Raw genomic sequence first — 15504 nt, 5'->3', positions numbered from 1 at the left:
AAATCCCTCCTGCTTAATTATTGATTAAGTGCTTATAAAACCGTTCATCGTTCATTTAAGATTTTTTCTAACATCTCCGTTTTCTCATAGAGCCAAAACCGTTTCCCACTATTTGCAATAGCGGTTGTTATGTATTCAATTCCGTACTTATCAATTTTTCGCTTCAATGCTAAGTCATAGCAAAAGAAATATTTTGATTTATCCATATCATCACCCTTTTGCTTATTAATTAGAGAAGCGGAAGCGGTTTCCGCTTCTCATTCATTCATTAACTAGCTAGAAAATCGAATTATGTACTAATCAAAATAAATTTATGTAATTTCAAGCCGACCATCTAAACTTTAATCGTTTATCGTTTTTTCTCAATCTACATTTACTGAGTTTACTAAATACAAGCTCTCTACGATATTCTCTCATTATGTAATCTAATGAATGAATTTCAAATTCAAATTCATGAAAAGAAATACGCCCCCTATCAATGTTATTTTTAATCTTTTTCCAACTGTATTTGTGATTTGTTTCTGATTCAAGCCATTTTTTTGCCTTGTCAATGTACGCAAAATGTCTTTCATTTACTAACTCATTTTCTTTATAGAGTCTAATTCGTATTGGTGTAACCTTTTTTCCATCTTCTCTATTCAACCAATCACTGAGACATTGAACAGTACCGACTTGGTAGCCAATGCCTAAATGAGCAAACACTCTATCTAGTTCGGGCTTTTCATTCTCATCTCCTGTAATCAGATAGATTCGTCTCTGTTCCTTCCAAACATCCCAAAGGTTATCCCAAAACGATATTCCTGTATTTCTTTTCGTTAAAATATCCTTCATAAACTCATACGGATCATCCCAAGCACAATCTACATTTTGATATATCCCTATACCATACTTGCATGAATGGATTCTGCTTCGACAAGATTTATATAAATCAATAGCATCTTCAATTTCTTCGTATTTAATCAGACCTTCTTTATATGCTCGATGTCCTGCTTCGATAGCTTCCTTTTCACTATTAGCTTTAACTCTAGCTTTATGACATTCCTTGCATACCTTATATAACGAACCGTTAGGATATACATAAAATTCTGCCACTGTTTTGCTTCTGTTACATTTGATACAAATTTTTAATTCATTTTTACTCATATAACCATCCTTTCATTAGTTTTTTATCCCCTAAACTTCACCGACCAACAACAACCGCTCCACCGCTACACTTTTTACACATCTCTCACCTCCTTTAAATTCAGAAAACACTAATGTAAGTTTTTGGTATTTCCCATATAACGTATGTTATCATGGCAATACATTTAATAATTTACGTACTATTTAATATATTTTATATAAAAATGTTCGTAATTTAATTATTTAACCTTGCTTTTAAGTAAAAAATAAGAATGTAATTACCATAAAAACCGAATAAACGAATATTGTAAAATTATAATAACCAACCTCATAATTTTTTTCAATACCTTTTTAATTTTTCAAAAAATAAAAAAGACCTGCTCATTTGAGCAAGTCTAATCGGTTTTTTGTCTATTTCCATTAAGTTCCTTTTTTACTGTTTTTGTATATAATTATAGTTCTTTGTATAAAACAATATTTTAGTTAGATTTAACTTTGTATATAAATTTTTTAACAGTAATACATCTTTAAATTAATATTTTTTTCTTCGAGCATTTTGCTTTGCTAATTTCCGCTTATTTCTCGATTTCCTTCTTTCGCTTTTTCTGTATTTTTCAATTTCTTTTTGTGCAAGAATTATTGTTTCTTCTTTTAAATTATCTACTGATCTAATTATATAATCCATAAGCAAAATAACTTTAAGAGCTACAGTCTGCTTCCCAAAATTTGTATCTGCCCCATGCAAGATGGCATTTCTACTTACATCAGACTTTATACTAGCTCCATGTTCAAAACTAGCCAATATCTTTTCAGAGTAATATTTATGAATAGCATCATCAAATGATAACGAAGAATTGTAATCTCGATTTTTTAGTAAAAGATAATCTAGTAATATCGAAATAATAGCACCATTTACATATCCTTTAATCCTAAAACCATCAACTATTATTCCCTCAAATTGAGATAACAGAGATGGGACGACTAAATCATACATTCCTTGATTATATGCCATAATAGAATTTCGCAGTAAAGGAAGTCTCTTTTTAATATGTTCTATATCTTCCCACTCTAAAGAAATATTATTTAACATTTGACTATCATAGAATGAAAGCATAAATTCATCTATATACTTCTCTACATGCTCTTTTCCATTATCTCTATAATCTCGTACTATATACCTTAATTTTCTTATGTCAATTGACTCGTGTGGAGGATATCCTAATTCAACTATAGCAACTTTAAAAGTTTTAATATCCTCTTCCGTTTCCTTAATACCATCAGCTATTTTTTTTAAACTTTTTGCAATTTCTGTTATATATGGATTAATTATTTTTGAAAACAATTTCTGTTGTTCAATTATAGATTGAGGAATAATTTTTCTTATATATGTATATGGAGGATTAATTATTTTTGAAAACATTTTCTGCTGTTCAATTATAGATTGAGGAAAAGGTCTAATCATATTTTGTAACATCCTTTGAGTTTGGTTCAATTGATTGAAAAAATCTTTATTAAAAAACATATTTTATTACCCCTTATAAAACTATAATTTCATTTAAATGGTTATGAATATATTGCAATCGGAATAACTAGTAAGGCAGGTTCATTAATTCTTGTTATTATCTCTGGTAATTCTAATTGTTCATCTACTTGATCATTAAATGAAGTGAACATTTCTTCTAAAGCATTTTGTTTGAATAATTTAAAACCTGTATTTCTAAACAAATTTATACTATCAGTTTGATCTAATACTACTTTTACCACTTTTCCCACTACAGTATAGTTTCCATCTATAATTTCATTCATACTTCTATTAAAGAAAAAATCAATATATACAGGTAATACTGCCTTTATTGTTTCATGAGAAGTTTTTATTGTACTAATTAAATCAATCATATCATGTTGAGTTAAACTTTCTCTCATGCCTTTAATTTGTTTTAATATATTTTGATTTTCTTTTTGAGCTTTGCTTTTCTTTTTACTTTCACTTTCAAATCTTATTGCCATAACTCCTATTTGTTCTAACGACTCTAAGAGCGAAACTAAAGGATTTTGTTCTAATGTACTATTAAATCTTACAAACTCTCCTGACTTTAAATTAATTAAATCGCTTTTATTGTTAATGTCTTTAACAAGGTTTTTCTCTTCTAAATAAGAAAGTAATTTTACAAAAAGAGACGTTGGAGTGTGAACTTTTTCTTCTGACTTTGAAGAGGATTCTGTTTGTGTTTTTTCTTTTCTTGCATTTATCTTTGATTTAACTCCAAATAATCCAAATGCATTACTTATTCCAATTTCAGCACTACCATCTACTCCATTCTTTTTTCCTTCTTGATTAGAGATATTTAATTTAGTTACTTGAGAAAAACCATCATCAATTACAGCTAACAAATCAAACACTATTTTTTGATTTAGATAAATAGTTATTGGTAAAATTTCTTTTGTTTCTGACATATCTTATCCCCTTTTCTATTTTAAATACTGATAAAAGGATTCTTTCATTTTAACACCGATGTCGCTAATTTTACTGCTTTACCACCATCAAAAAACTTCCCTTATTGTAAATCATCTAAATCGACAACATCTACTTTTCCAATTCTGTTGGTATCTGTAAACTTCATTAATGCTCTTACCCCATATTTTTGATCAGGTATAATTTTTGTAATTATACCTCTTCTATCTCGGTGTTTCTTCTTTAATTTACTAAGCGGCTTAACCACCATTTCTTTACCAATTTTGATCTCCACAGTTCTAATATATCAGAAACTCTAACTCTTTCAATAACATCATCGTTGCTATAAATTTTAATACTTGATACTCTCATAATCATAACTCCCTCTATAAAATAACGATTTTCTCGTTTTTTCTTTGAATTTCTTCGATTTTCATGAACATAGACGTTTTGTAGACATCAGAAATAAGGATAGATATTGAATATTTATAAATTTTTGGATAGATACGGTTATAATTCATATCAGGTCCTCCTTGGTTTATTAGTTAGGGGTCAAGTCCTTGACACCCTGTATCATACCAAGGGGACTTTTTTTGTTTCAAACCTCATTTTTCCTCATTACAGGAATGCTCCTTTTACTATTTAAATAAAATCATTAATTATTTAATGTTCCATCAAAATTTGACTTTTGTTTTACACACCATCATTAACAATCTGCAAGTACTTAGCATCAAGTTTCTTCTATACAATGCTCCAATTGAATTTTATGCTCTCGCTTTATATTCCGAATCATCTGTTAAATGAATCATTTGTAAGTGAAATTTTACCATTTAAAAAATAATAATAAAAGTAATACATATGAATAATTTTGTGAATTTAGATTTGTCATTAGGAGTGGATATTTGTGGTATCCACTCCTGATTTTTTTACTGTGCAAAATTTAATACTTCAAATGCTTGCTCGTATTGCTGTTTGATTTCAAGAAGTGATGAAGAAATATACCCTTTTGATTGCAATTGGCGAATTTCATTATCAATTGATTTAATTTGCATTGTGAGGGCTGTTTTCAATGTAGCCAGTTCTTGCTCTGTGAGTTTCACCGTTTTCATTTCATCACTACCCTTCCAATACGTGATTTTGCATCCCTCCCGCTTAAATTTTTATGTTCATTAGCGGGCTCGATGGCATAGCTTTTTCAATAAGTTGAAAATCCTCAAGCGATTGCAAATATCTTTGTGTTGTAGAAATATCCGAGTGACCAAGCAGTTTCGAAAGTGTATATATGTCTATCCCATTCAAAATACATTGAACGGCAAAAAAATGGCGAAACGTATGTGGACTGACTCTTTTATCTCGAATCCCTGCACGTTCTCCTGCTTCTTTCACGATATTTCCTAGCCCGACATGTGAAATTTGATCGCCTTTGTACGAAAGAAAGTAGTATTTTTCATTCACGTTTTTGTCTTTGAAATATTCTTTTCGTATCCGCTCGTATCGAATCAAAATTTTTTTCAATGCAGGGCTGATGAATATATATCGCTCTTTATTGCCTTTGCCATTGACAAGGATTGTATTTTCTTTGACGTTTTTTGCTTCGAGACCTCTTATTTCAAATGCACGTAATCCAGTATCTGCAAGCATCGCTATGATCGCTTTATTTCTTGCTTCAAAATAGTTTTTATAACTAAACGAATGAATCATCTTTGTAACTTCTTCTGTCGTGAAACCCTTCAGTATTTTTTTCGGTACGCGCGGTAATTCAACTTTTTTCGCTATATTTTCTTTGATATATTCCTCTTTTTCACACCAAGAAAAAAACGCTCGAATCATTTTCATCATAGATACAATTGATTGCGGTTTTAAGCCCGATTTCTGCTTGTATCGCATGTACGCTTTAATATCGTGTGTAGTGATACTTTCTAGTTCAACAATTCCACGCTTTTCAGTGATGAACCGCTTAAACTGTTTCAACTCTTGGCGCTTGTTAATGATTGTTTTTCTTGTGAATCCTTTTGAAATGCAAAAATAGTCATATTCTTCTAAAATGTCCTCAAGCAACAAAAAAATCATCCCCTTTCGTTGATTAATCTTTCAACGAATAGGATGATTTTTTAGAAAGATTCACCTTTTAACAATGAAATCAAAACGGAGAAAAATTCACTATTCAACACTTTTTTGATTTCATTATTTGTGGTGATTCTGTTTCAAATATATGAAAACCCTTATCAAATCAACGTTTCATTTATTTTAGCTGATTGTTCATCATTTTCATCATTTGATTAATTTTTTTCTGGGATGGTGTCATCCCCATTTGCATCATCATCATCCGAATCATTTGTTCATTAATTGGCGGGTTTTTCTTTAAATAGTTCATCATCGTTTTACGGGCAATGAAAAATCCTAGCGCTGTTCCTGCAATAAGCGCTAGAACACCAACGAGAATCGTTGTCCACATACTATTACTTCCTCCTTCGTGTTGTCTATCTAACAGTGTACTAAACCATGTGGTATTATACAATATTTCCTTACAAAAATCTTTTATTTACGCAAATTTTCTTCCGTCCATCAACGGAGTCAGCCAACCATAGTCGTCAAAATCGGCGCCGACCGCTAAAAAAGAAGGGGAAATTTGCGCAAGCGCGCGGCAAATATCGTCAGCGATCGATGAACTGTCGGTGACGAGAAGCAGGCGGCGCTTTTGCACGATAAGCAGCGCTTCATCCCCGATTTCATTTTTCAATATAAACATATTTCGCTCTAAATTTTTGCCGACGCTGCCGGCAAAATATTGTTTCAATCCTAATTCCAATCGGGAAAACGATAACCGTTCGGTAATAAATTCGACTTGTTTTCGGCAAATGCTTTTCAACGGCGCTTTCGCGCATTGATGCTCACGCAATAGTCCGACAATCTTTTCCGTACGATCGCGATAATAGCTTGCCACTTCTTCATTTAGCAAATAAATCCAATAGCGTACCATTTCCCATCCCCCGTTCCTTCTATTCGTTTATTTCTATTATAAGAAAACAAAAGGGAAAAATATGTCTATTAACGGAAAATTTTTTTGCTAACATTGTCGATTTTTCACATAACAAAAGCTGTCTTCACCAAAAAAGGCGAAGACAGCTTTTTCTTGTTATTTGCCAAGCAATGCTTTTACTCGTTTGACCACATTTTCTACTGTAAATCCGTACTCTTCCATGATTTTTTCTCCTGGTGCGGAAGCTCCGAAGCGGTCGATGGCTAAAATATCGCCTTCATCACCGACATAACGCTCCCAGCCGAGCGAAGCTGCCATTTCAATCGCTAAACGTTTTTTCACTGTACGCGGAAGCACTTGTTGTTTATACTCATCCGGTTGTTTTTCAAAACGATCCCATGATGGCATGCTGATGACAGAAACGTGAATGCCTTCTTCCGCTAATGCTTGTTGTGCTTTCACCGCAAGGCTTACCTCAGATCCAGACGCAAGCAATAATGCTTCTGGATTGCCGTTTTTCGCCTCAGATAGGACATAAGCACCTTTTTTCACGCCTTCGTATGCCCGTTCTGCCGTATTCGGCAATGTTGGGACATTTTGCCGCGTTAACACTAATGCGGTCGGTTGATCGGTTGACTCTACGGCTAAACGCCATGCAGCCGCCGTTTCATTCGCATCAGCCGGGCGAATGACTGATAAATTCGGCATCGCGCGCAGCGATGGCAAATGCTCGATCGGCTCATGCGTCGGCCCGTCTTCGCCAACAGCGATGCTGTCATGCGTAAGAACGTACGTCACTGGCAAGCCCATTAATGCAGCGAGGCGGATGGCAGGACGCAAATAATCAGAGAAAACAAAGAACGTACCGCCGAATACTTTTAAACCGCCATGTAATGCCATTCCGTTCATTGCTGCGCCCATCGCAAATTCACGCACGCCAAACCAAATGTTTCGCCCTTCATAGCTTTCTGGCGTAAAGTTTCCGGCGCCTTTAATTAATGTTTTATTGGAACTTGCAAGGTCAGCTGAACCGCCGATCAATTGCGGAACCGCTTTAGCAATTGCGTTTAGCACTTCTCCAGAAGATGCGCGCGTTGCCAGGCTTTTTCCTTCTTCATATACCGGAAGAGCTTTTTCCCATCCTTCTGGAAGTTCTCCGTTCATCGCTAATTTCAATTGTTTCGCCAAATCCGGATACGCTTTTTCGTATTGGGCAAATAGTTCATTCCATTCCGCTTCTTTTTTCTCTCCCGCTTCTTTTACTACTTGACGGAAGTGATCATATACTTCTTGCGGAACGTAAAAATCTTCTTCAAATGTCCATTTATACGCTTCTTTCGTAAGTTTTAACTCTTCCGCCCCAAGCGGAGCGCCGTGTACGTTAGATGTTCCAGCTTTATTTGGCGAACCGTAGCCAATGGTCGTTTTCACTTCAATCAATGTCGGACGAGTCGTGTCCGCTTTCGCTTCTTCAATGGCTTTAGCGATTTCCTCAATATTATTTCCATCTTCTACGCGCAAATATTGCCAGCCGTATGCTTTAAATCGTTGTTCTACACTTTCAGAAAAGGAAAGGTTTAATTCTCCGTCAAGCGAAATATCGTTCGAGTCATAAAGAACGATAAGGCGGCCGAGTTTTAAATGTCCAGCTAATGACGCTGCTTCAGATGCAACCCCTTCCATTAAGTCGCCATCTCCGCAAATCGCATATGTGTAGTGGTTTATAATTTCAAAATTTTCCCGGTTATATGTAGCTGCTAAATGGCGCTCTGCCATTGCCATACCAACGGCCATCGCAATCCCCTGGCCGAGCGGACCAGTCGTTGCTTCTACCCCTGGTGTATGACCATATTCTGGATGTCCTGGCGTTTTGCTGCCCCATTGACGGAATTGTTTAATATCTTCCATGGAAACATCGTAACCGCTTAAATGAAGCAGGCTGTATAACAGCATCGATCCATGCCCTGCGGATAACACGAATCTGTCGCGGTTAAACCATTTCGGATTGCTTGGATTGTGATTCATAAATTTCGTCCAAAGTGTATATGCCATCGGTGCCGCTCCCATCGGCATTCCTGGATGACCCGATTTCGCTTTCTCGATGGCATCAATCGACAATGTTCGAATCGTCGTAATCGCTAATTCTTCGATTGTGTGCGTCATGTTTTTCATCCTTTCATCAACGTAGTGTCAATTCTATCATATAGAAAATGAAAGGAAATGTACAACTTATTTCTTTAGTTAATATAAAAGAAAGCATCTTTATGTTTAAGATGCTTTCTTTTGCCTTTTAATGAAACCGGCTTTTTTGACTTTCTTTTAATTTTTTTGGTGTCACATCATTGCCATTGGGATCGATAACCGTTACGGAATGCAACATATCCTCCATCGCTTTGCGAAACACTTGGATGTATTCGCGGCGAAGCTGCTGCTGTTCAAGCGCTTCTTCCTTTGTTAAACCAGATGATTTCGCCTTTTTGGCCAACTCGTTAATTCGTGCCATTTTTTGCTTTGATAACATGTTTGCCTCCACCTATTATTGTATTGTTACGCTCTCATCTTATAGGACATAAATAGAAATCGCAACTATCTTGCTTCATCACACGCTTGGGCATATTTTGATAAGACGTTCAAAATCCATGAATGCAAAAAGATCCGCCGCAAACGAAGAACGGATGCATCTTTATATAAAAAAGCAACGAAAAAGATTGTTTATTAACGATGCTTTCATATGGACGATGAATGAGAATCCACATATTCTCGATAGCGGCGGTGAACGGTCGCTTTCGAAACATCGTAACCAAACCCGCGCAATGTCGCAGCAATTTCCGCAAACGTCAAACCGTTATGGCGCAGGCGGACGATTTCTTCAACAGGGAGATCGATTCGCTCCCTCCCAGCATTTTCGCCAATGTGCTTTAAATTTTGCTCAGGCCGGTACCCCTGCTCAATCGCCCGCCTCATTCCGCGCTTAATTTTTAAATTATGTATTTTCCGCTGATACTCTTCGACGATGCTAAGAATGTTTAATACCATCGAATCCGCCTCTGATAGATGCATTTCACCGTTATGGGTGATCGTATATATTTTTACTCCCTCTTTTTGAATGCAGTGGAGAAGTGCGATTCTTGCATGGCCGCGTCCCAATCTTGTTTCATCTTGAATAAGAAGCGCATCAATCCGCTGCTCTTTCAATGTGGAAAGCAAGTCAAACACACCGTCTCTGTCTACTTCATAGCCGCTTGCTTGTTCCATAATGACTTTCACTACTTCAAAGCCGTGCTTTTCTGCAAGAAGCTCCAGTTCTTCTCTTTGGCGTTCCAGCGATGTCTCCTGCTCTCCTTTATCTGTGCTGACACGACAGTAAATAACCGCTTTCACTTTAACCACTCCATGATTTTATTTGCTGACGACTAACGATTTGTCTTCTTTTGATTTTAACACAGGAATAACGATTTTTTCACCGGCGACAATTCGCTGGCTTGACAAATGATTGACATCGATCACCCAGTTAATAAATTCCGTTGTCGAAAGTTGATGTTGTTCTTCATATTCCTTTGCCAGCTTCCATAGCGTGTCTCCCGATGCGACCGTAATTTCCATATATTTGTCTTTTTCGAGCGGTTTGTTCGCATATAAAAATCCCCCAATTACCATCAATAAGAGCGCCGAAAAAATAATATAATGCACAAACATGCGTTTCATGTTATCCCACCCCTTAAGAATATTTGTTCGGTTTTATCCTCATTATAATGAAGAACATTTGTTTGTGTCAATATAAATTTCGAACTTATGTTTGTTTTTTTAATGCCTGCATGCTATAATGTAAACAAATGATGTGGTAAGAGGTGTGTAGGATGACGAAACTATCAAAGCGGCAACAGCAAATTTTGGATTTTATTAAAAAAGAGGTAAAAACAAAAGGCTACCCTCCTTCTGTCCGCGAAATCGGCGAGGCGGTCGGACTTGCTTCCAGCTCCACCGTACACGGGCATTTAGCACGGCTCGAAAGCAAAGGATATATTCGCCGCGATCCAACAAAGCCGCGAGCTATTGAAATTTTGGATGCAGATTTTTCTGCTTCCAATCAAACAGACGATGTCATCTCCGTGCCGATCATTGGCAAAGTGACAGCCGGTCAGCCGATTACAGCCATTGAAAACATTGAAGATTATTTTCCGCTGCCGAAGCGGCTCGTTTCATCGGGAGATCACGTTTTTATGCTTGAAGTGATGGGAGACAGCATGATTGAAGCAGGTATTTTAGATGGAGATTATGTGATTGTGCGCCAACAGCAATCCGCGGATAACGGAGATATCGTTGTGGCAATGACAGAAGACAATGAGGCGACGGTAAAGCGGTTTTTTAAAGAGAAAGATCATATTCGCCTGCAGCCGGAAAACTCTAATTTAGAACCAATTATCGTCCGCGATTGTACGATTCTCGGCAAAGTAATCGGCGTCTATCGCGTCATTCACTAAGCATTTATACAAACAAAGGCTATCTCGCATGAAGCGAGATAGCCTTTTGCCTTTTAATAGAGTTCCATATATTGATCGCGTTCCCATTGATGAACAGCAGTTCGGAACATATCCCATTCGATTTCTTTCGCTTCGACGAAATGTTCGAATAAATGTTTTCCGAGCGCTTGAACGATTACTTCGTCCGATTTTAAGTTTTCGAGCGCTTCCGCCAATGTCGCTGGCAAGTCAACAATTCCTTCTTCTAGGCGTTCTTCTTTTGTCATCACGTAAATGTTGCGGTCCACTGGAGCCGGAGGAGTTAATTTGTTTTTAATTCCGTCTAGTCCAGCTGCTAACAATACTGCCATTGCTAAATAAGGGTTGGCCGATGGATCCACGTTGCGCACCTCAATGCGCGTGCTCATTCCACGTGAAGATGGAATACGGATCAGCGGGCTGCGGTTGCGAGCGGACCATGCAACATAACATGGCGCTTCATATCCAGGAACAAGACGTTTGTATGAGTTCACCGTTGGGTTTGTCACCGCCGTAAAGTTTGGCGCATGTTTCAGCACACCGGCAATAAATTGACGCGCCGTATCGCTTAATTGCAAGTCGCCATTTGGATCGAAAAACGCGTTTTCATTATTTCTAAATAAAGATAAATTGCAGTGCATTCCAGAACCGTTAATGCCGAAGATCGGTTTCGGCATAAATGTTGCATGAAGACCGTGTTTGCGTGCAATGGTTTTGACAACAAGCTTAAATGTTTGAATATCGTCGCACGCTTTTACCGCATCGGCGTATTTAAAGTCAATTTCGTGCTGGCCAGGCGCCACTTCATGGTGCGAAGCTTCAATTTCAAATCCCATTTCTTCTAATTCAAGAACGATATCACGACGACAGTTTTCTCCTAAATCGGTTGGCGCCAAGTCAAAATAACCGCCTTGGTCGTTCAATTCAAGGGTGGGACGCCCATTTTCATCGAGTTTAAACAGGAAGAATTCTGGCTCTGCACCTAGATTGAAAGCGGTAAATCCGAGCGCTTCCATCTCTTTTAACATCCGCTTTAAGTTATAGCGCGGACACCCTTCAAACGGAGTACCATCAGCCTTATAGATGTCACAAATAAAGCGGGCTACTTTTCCTTTTTCCGCCGTCCATGGGAAAATAACGAACGTATCTAAATCAGGATATAAGTACATATCCGATTCTTCGATACGGACAAATCCTTCGATCGATGAACCGTCGAACATCATTTTGTTGTCTAGTGCTTTTTCTAGCTGGCTGATTGGAATTTCTACGTTTTTGACGGTGCCAAGAATATCGGTAAATTGCAGACGGATATACTTGACGTTTTCTTCTTTGACGATGCGCATAATATCTTCTCTTGTGTACTTTGCCATTTCTAAACTCCTCCCCGGCTCCCAATTTTATGAAGAACGATTATTAATGAAAGAAGCGAGCGAGATCTCCTTGGCGTAGTGATGCACGATGAAATCGGCCTGCTTGCATGAGTTCCGTTCGCAAAATTTCACGCAATTCCTCATCGGATAATCTTTGGTTCACCATTTTTTCCATTTTTTCCACTTTTTCTGTTTGTTCTTTATTCTTATCCGATTGTCGCGCTGCAAAAATTTGCTTGATGCCAGCCAAGTTTACTCCTTGATCAATCAGGTCTTTAATTTCAAGAAGGCGATCGATATCGTTTAGTGAAAATAAACGGCGATTCCCTTCTGTACGCGCTGGAGAAACAAGGCCATGCTCCTCGTAATAACGGATTTGACGAGCAGACAATTCTGTTAATTGCATCACTATCCCAATCGGAAACAATGGCATGGAACGACGAATGTTGCTATTCATGCCAATTCCTCCTCGCTTATGATAATTTATTTTACATCACGTTAGAATACATGTCAATGAAATGTTAGATTTCCTTACAAAGAAAGTAATTGTTTTTCCATTAACTGATCAATCGCCGTACAAATAGCGATTTTCACATGAGAGTACGTTAATCCTCCTTGTACATAAGCAACATATGGAGGCCGAATCGGACCGTCCGCAGTTAATTCAATGCTCGCTCCTTGAATAAACGTTCCTGCCGCCATAATGACGTCGTCTTCATAGCCGGGCATATAGCTTGGGTACGGAGTAAAATGTGCGTTTACCGGAGAGGAAAATTGTATCGCTTGGCAAAACGCGATCATTTGTTCCGGATCCTCAAATTGTACTGACTGAACTAAATCCGTCCGCTTCGCATCCCAAGACGGCTGCGTGTTTAAACCAATTCGCTCAAGCATCGCCGCTGTAAAAACCGCTCCTTTTAACGCTTGGCCAACGATATGAGGAGCTAAGAAAAACCCTTGATACATTTCATGTAAGCTATATAAAGTAGGGCCTGCTTCGGCGCCGATGCCCGGAGAGGTCATGCGATACGAGCATGCCTGCACATATTGTTTTTTTCCAACGATATATCCTCCCGTTTTCGCAAGTCCTCCGCCGGGATTTTTAATCAGCGATCCCGCCATTAAGTCTGCACCAACGTGGCATGGTTCTTTTTCTTCGACAAATTCGCCATAACAATTGTCGACGAAGACAACGACATCCGGCTTGATCGCTTTTACAAACGAGATCATTTCGCTTATTTCTTCAATCGTAAATGATGGCCGCGTAGCATATCCTCTCGAACGCTGAATGCCGATCATTTTTGTCCGCTCATTAATCGCGTTTTTGACGGCATCAAAGTCAACGCGGCCTTCTGTTGTCAGCGGCACGCTTTGATAATGAATATGAAATTCCTTTAATGAGCCGACACCGCTGCCGCGAATGCCAACAATTTCTTCTAACGTATCATATGGGTTTCCGGTAATATAAAGCAGCTCATCACCTGGCCTGAGAATGCCGAATAAAGCAATGGAAATCGCATGTGTTCCTGAAATAATTTGCGGACGGACAATCCCCGCTTCAGCTCCGAATACGTCCGCATATATTTGTTCGAGCGTATCGCGGCCGATGTCATCATATCCATACCCTGTTGATGGAATGAAATGGCTGTCACTCACTTTATGACGCCGAAAACTTTCTAATACCCGATATTGATTGATATCGATCCGTTCATCAATTTCTTTGTGGATTGGTGCAATTTGTGCTTCGATTTCTTTCACAAGTGCAGCGATTTTTTCTCCATGTCGTAACTGTGTGAACATATGATGACCCTTTCTATTATTGATATTGTTGCAATTGTCCATATAACGGATGTTTTGGCATTATATAGCCTTTACATTCATACATACCGCTTTCTTCATTATAATGCAACTCACGTAAAATCGTTTCCGCTTTTAACTGAGCAAGCAGTCTCCCCTCATTGCTCGGAATCGATACATGATAATGAACCATTTGCTTCATCATCGTCTCTTCAATAAATTGCCGCAGCCTGTGTAAATCGTGCGCGTCAAAAGCGCTGATGATGATTGCATCTGTTTTTGTACTTGGCACAAAGTTACGATGGGCAATATCCCGTTTGTTGTAGATGGTAACGATCGGAATGGCCGAGACACCCAGCTCATCAAGCAATTCGTAAACCGTCTGTTCATGATTGTAATAATCTGGATTCGATGAATCAACAATGTGCAAAATTAAGTCTGCTTCTTTTACCTCCTCGAGCGTGGAACGAAACGCCGCTACTAACGTTGTCGGCAAATCTTGAATAAAGCCGACCGTATCCGTTAAGAGCGCGGTATAGCCGCTTGGAAGTGTTATTTTTCTCGTCAGCGGGTCGAGGGTGGCAAACAATAAATTTTCTTCGAATGAATCCGCATCAGTCAAGCGATTAAACAGCGTCGATTTTCCCGCGTTCGTATAACCGACAAGGGAAATTTGAAAAACGCGATTTTTTTTGCGGCGTTCCCGGTATCGCTCGCGATGCTCGGCAACCATTTTCAATTGTGTTTTAATTTCATTGATGCGCCGATAAATGTGCCGGCGGTCCGTTTCTAACTTTGTTTCCCCCGGCCCTCTTGTTCCGATCCCGCCGCCAAGGCGAGACAACTCCGTTCCTTGTCCGCTTAAACGCGGCAATAAATATTGCAATTGCGCAAGCTCTACTTGCAGTTTTCCTTCTTTGGAACGTGCGCGTTGCGCGAATATATCTAAAATAAGCTGTGTCCGGTCAATAATGCGTACGGATAGCTGCCTTGACAAGTTGCGGTTTTGACTCGGTGATAATTCATCATTAAAAATAACGACATCTGTCTCTAATTGTTCGACAAGGTGAGCAAGTTCTTCTACTTTTCCTTTTCCGATATATGTCGCTGGATGGATCGCTTCCCGCTTTTGCGTAACGGTCATGATGACTTCGCCGTTTGCGGTATGCACTAGCGACGCTAATTCTTCCATGGAATAAAAAAACCGTTCATCATCGATATGGGGAAGTTGACATCCGACTAAAATCACTTTTTCACGTTCGTTCAATGTAGCACCTTCTTTCC

The 15504-nt window shown here is 38.3% G+C and carries 17 protein-coding genes; 1 reads left to right on the top strand and 16 read right to left on the bottom strand.

Annotation, left to right across the window (positions count from 1 at the left end; genetic code table 11):
• Positions 1-44: 44 nt before the first annotated feature.
• The 12 genes from B9L23_RS20360 to yneA form a co-directional block, all read right to left on the bottom strand.
• Complete coding sequence (locus B9L23_RS20360; protein WP_169712521.1) at positions 45-206, bottom strand: hypothetical protein; 162 nt, start codon at positions 204-206, stop codon at positions 45-47.
• 115 nt (positions 207-321) lie between these two features.
• Positions 322-1143: a hypothetical protein gene (locus tag B9L23_RS07085; RefSeq protein WP_089097115.1), complete on the bottom strand. Its 822-nt coding sequence runs from the start codon at positions 1141-1143 to the stop codon at positions 322-324.
• Between the two features lie 511 nt (positions 1144-1654).
• Positions 1655-2644 (bottom strand): hypothetical protein, encoded by a 990-nt coding sequence (locus tag B9L23_RS07080; protein WP_089097114.1) that lies wholly within the window; start codon positions 2642-2644, stop codon positions 1655-1657.
• Positions 2645-2685: 41 nt separating this feature from the next.
• A complete protein-coding gene (locus tag B9L23_RS07075; protein ID WP_042410826.1) occupies positions 2686-3576 on the bottom strand; it encodes a DUF6414 family protein in 891 nt (296 codons plus the stop codon).
• Positions 3577-4500: 924 nt separating this feature from the next.
• Positions 4501-4683: a hypothetical protein gene (locus B9L23_RS07065; RefSeq protein WP_042410822.1), complete on the bottom strand. Its 183-nt coding sequence runs from the start codon at positions 4681-4683 to the stop codon at positions 4501-4503.
• Positions 4684-4726: 43 nt separating this feature from the next.
• On the bottom strand, positions 4727-5635 hold the full coding sequence (locus B9L23_RS07060) for a tyrosine-type recombinase/integrase (RefSeq protein WP_089097112.1): 909 nt from the start codon (positions 5633-5635) through the stop codon (positions 4727-4729).
• Between the two features lie 181 nt (positions 5636-5816).
• The gene (locus B9L23_RS07055; RefSeq protein WP_015863568.1) at positions 5817-6029 is read right to left on the bottom strand and encodes a YneF family protein; all 213 of its coding nucleotides are present in this window, start codon (positions 6027-6029) and stop codon (positions 5817-5819) included.
• An 87-nt stretch (positions 6030-6116) separates the two neighbouring features.
• A complete protein-coding gene (sirA, locus tag B9L23_RS07050) occupies positions 6117-6554 on the bottom strand; it encodes a sporulation inhibitor of replication protein SirA (protein ID WP_015863567.1) in 438 nt (145 codons plus the stop codon).
• 156 nt (positions 6555-6710) lie between these two features.
• Entirely contained in the window at positions 6711-8717 is a 2007-nt protein-coding gene (gene tkt / locus B9L23_RS07045; RefSeq protein ID WP_089097111.1) for a transketolase, read from the bottom strand.
• A gap of 127 nt (positions 8718-8844) precedes the next feature.
• Positions 8845-9075: a DUF896 domain-containing protein gene (locus tag B9L23_RS07040; protein ID WP_089097110.1), complete on the bottom strand. Its 231-nt coding sequence runs from the start codon at positions 9073-9075 to the stop codon at positions 8845-8847.
• A gap of 206 nt (positions 9076-9281) precedes the next feature.
• A complete protein-coding gene (locus tag B9L23_RS07035; RefSeq protein ID WP_089097109.1) occupies positions 9282-9935 on the bottom strand; it encodes a YneB family resolvase-like protein in 654 nt (217 codons plus the stop codon).
• A gap of 18 nt (positions 9936-9953) precedes the next feature.
• Positions 9954-10259, bottom strand: coding sequence for a cell division suppressor protein YneA (yneA, locus tag B9L23_RS07030; RefSeq protein WP_081189004.1), 306 nt, complete (start codon positions 10257-10259; stop codon positions 9954-9956).
• Between the two features lie 152 nt (positions 10260-10411).
• Between yneA and lexA the strand changes: the two genes are divergently transcribed.
• Entirely contained in the window at positions 10412-11035 is a 624-nt protein-coding gene (gene lexA, locus B9L23_RS07025; protein WP_062753273.1) for a transcriptional repressor LexA, read from the top strand.
• 53 nt (positions 11036-11088) lie between these two features.
• Here the strand turns inward: lexA and glnA are convergent, their stop codons facing one another.
• From glnA to hflX, 4 genes are all read right to left on the bottom strand, one after another.
• Positions 11089-12423: a type I glutamate--ammonia ligase gene (gene glnA / locus B9L23_RS07020; RefSeq protein WP_081189003.1), complete on the bottom strand. Its 1335-nt coding sequence runs from the start codon at positions 12421-12423 to the stop codon at positions 11089-11091.
• Between the two features lie 43 nt (positions 12424-12466).
• Positions 12467-12880, bottom strand: coding sequence for a MerR family transcriptional regulator (locus B9L23_RS07015; protein ID WP_062753276.1), 414 nt, complete (start codon positions 12878-12880; stop codon positions 12467-12469).
• 74 nt (positions 12881-12954) lie between these two features.
• The gene (locus B9L23_RS07010) at positions 12955-14223 is read right to left on the bottom strand and encodes a methionine gamma-lyase family protein (protein ID WP_081189002.1); all 1269 of its coding nucleotides are present in this window, start codon (positions 14221-14223) and stop codon (positions 12955-12957) included.
• Positions 14224-14239: 16 nt separating this feature from the next.
• Entirely contained in the window at positions 14240-15487 is a 1248-nt protein-coding gene (gene hflX, locus B9L23_RS07005; protein WP_089097108.1) for a GTPase HflX, read from the bottom strand.
• Between the last annotated feature and the right edge of the window lie 17 nt (positions 15488-15504).

This window comes from Parageobacillus galactosidasius (assembly GCF_002217735.1).
GTDB lineage: Bacteria > Bacillota > Bacilli > Bacillales > Anoxybacillaceae > Parageobacillus_B > Parageobacillus_B toebii.
This window is presented reverse-complemented; position numbering and strand designations above follow the sequence as displayed.

Bases quoted from the DNA above. Each gene is read 5' to 3' on its own strand.
- B9L23_RS07065 (WP_042410822.1), bottom strand. From the start codon at position 4,683: ATGAAAACGGTGAAACTCACAGAGCAAGAACTGGCTACATTGAAAACA.
- B9L23_RS07040 (WP_089097110.1), bottom strand. From the start codon at position 9,075: ATGTTATCAAAGCAAAAAATGGCACGAATTAACGAGTTGGCCAAAAAG.
- B9L23_RS07010 (WP_081189002.1), bottom strand. From the start codon at position 14,223: ATGTTCACACAGTTACGACATGGAGAAAAAATCGCTGCACTTGTGAAA.
- lexA (WP_062753273.1), top strand. From the start codon at position 10,412: ATGACGAAACTATCAAAGCGGCAACAGCAAATTTTGGATTTTATTAAA.
- yneA (WP_081189004.1), bottom strand. From the start codon at position 10,259: ATGAAACGCATGTTTGTGCATTATATTATTTTTTCGGCGCTCTTATTG.
- glnA (WP_081189003.1), bottom strand. From the start codon at position 12,423: ATGGCAAAGTACACAAGAGAAGATATTATGCGCATCGTCAAAGAAGAA.
- tkt (WP_089097111.1), bottom strand. From the start codon at position 8,717: ATGACGCACACAATCGAAGAATTAGCGATTACGACGATTCGAACATTG.
- B9L23_RS07055 (WP_015863568.1), bottom strand. From the start codon at position 6,029: ATGTGGACAACGATTCTCGTTGGTGTTCTAGCGCTTATTGCAGGAACA.
- sirA (WP_015863567.1), bottom strand. From the start codon at position 6,554: ATGGTACGCTATTGGATTTATTTGCTAAATGAAGAAGTGGCAAGCTAT.
- B9L23_RS07085 (WP_089097115.1), bottom strand. From the start codon at position 1,143: ATGAGTAAAAATGAATTAAAAATTTGTATCAAATGTAACAGAAGCAAA.
- B9L23_RS07015 (WP_062753276.1), bottom strand. From the start codon at position 12,880: ATGAATAGCAACATTCGTCGTTCCATGCCATTGTTTCCGATTGGGATA.
- B9L23_RS20360 (WP_169712521.1), bottom strand. From the start codon at position 206: ATGGATAAATCAAAATATTTCTTTTGCTATGACTTAGCATTGAAGCGA.
- B9L23_RS07080 (WP_089097114.1), bottom strand. From the start codon at position 2,644: ATGTTTTTTAATAAAGATTTTTTCAATCAATTGAACCAAACTCAAAGG.
- B9L23_RS07075 (WP_042410826.1), bottom strand. From the start codon at position 3,576: ATGTCAGAAACAAAAGAAATTTTACCAATAACTATTTATCTAAATCAA.